The following is a 707-nucleotide window of genomic DNA, read 5'->3' as shown; positions in this document are numbered from 1 at the left end:
CCGCCGTCAGGCCGAGGCCGAGGCCGCGGCCGCGGCCGCCACCGAGGCGGCCCGGCTCGACGTCGCCCGCGCGGAGCTCGCCCACCTCGAGGCGGCGACCCCGGCCCTGTCGATGGTCGAGTCCGTCCGGAATGCGGACGAGGAGCTGGCCGACCTGCTCGAGGAGGTCCTGGCCGCCAACGGCTCCGGTCGCGGCCGGCACCGTTCTCCCGAGGCAGGTGCCGACCGGTCCGCCGCCGAGGCCGCCCAGGACGGTGACGCCGCACTCGCGGCCGCGTCGGCGATCGTCGAGGCCGCTGCCTCGCGCGGCTGGTCGGCCCCGGCACTGGCCGAGGACCGGGTGCGCGACGTCCCGCAGCCATGGGCCTACCAGACCACCGCCGCCGAGCCCAACGCCTACGACACCGGCGCCTACCGGACCGACGCCCGCACCAGCTACGCCAGCGATGCCCGGGTCGCACAGCGGGCGGCACAGTTCGCGGCCGCCCAGAACCTCGTCGTGGACGCCGTCGTCGTCGACGACTCCCCGGCCGAGGAGGTCCGCTTCATGGAGTCACCATCGACCGACCAGCGGGAGCGGTTCGCCGTCCCGGTGGCCATGTCGCCGGTCATGTCGCCGGTCATGTCCCTGGTCATGTCCCCGGTCATGGCGCCCGCCATGGCACGGACCGCGAGCGACCCGGCTCCGCTCCCGCTGGACGCCACCA

1 protein-coding gene is annotated in these 707 nt (G+C 76.0%); it reads left to right on the top strand.

Annotated elements, in window-relative coordinates; all coding sequences use genetic code 11:
* On the top strand, positions 1-707 hold a 707-nt coding region (locus IN07_RS26060; RefSeq protein WP_036341126.1), incomplete at both ends, for a hypothetical protein.

Source organism: Modestobacter caceresii (assembly GCF_000761485.1).
In the GTDB taxonomy this organism is placed as follows: Bacteria; Actinomycetota; Actinomycetes; order Mycobacteriales; family Geodermatophilaceae; genus Modestobacter; species Modestobacter caceresii.
This window is presented reverse-complemented; position numbering and strand designations above follow the sequence as displayed.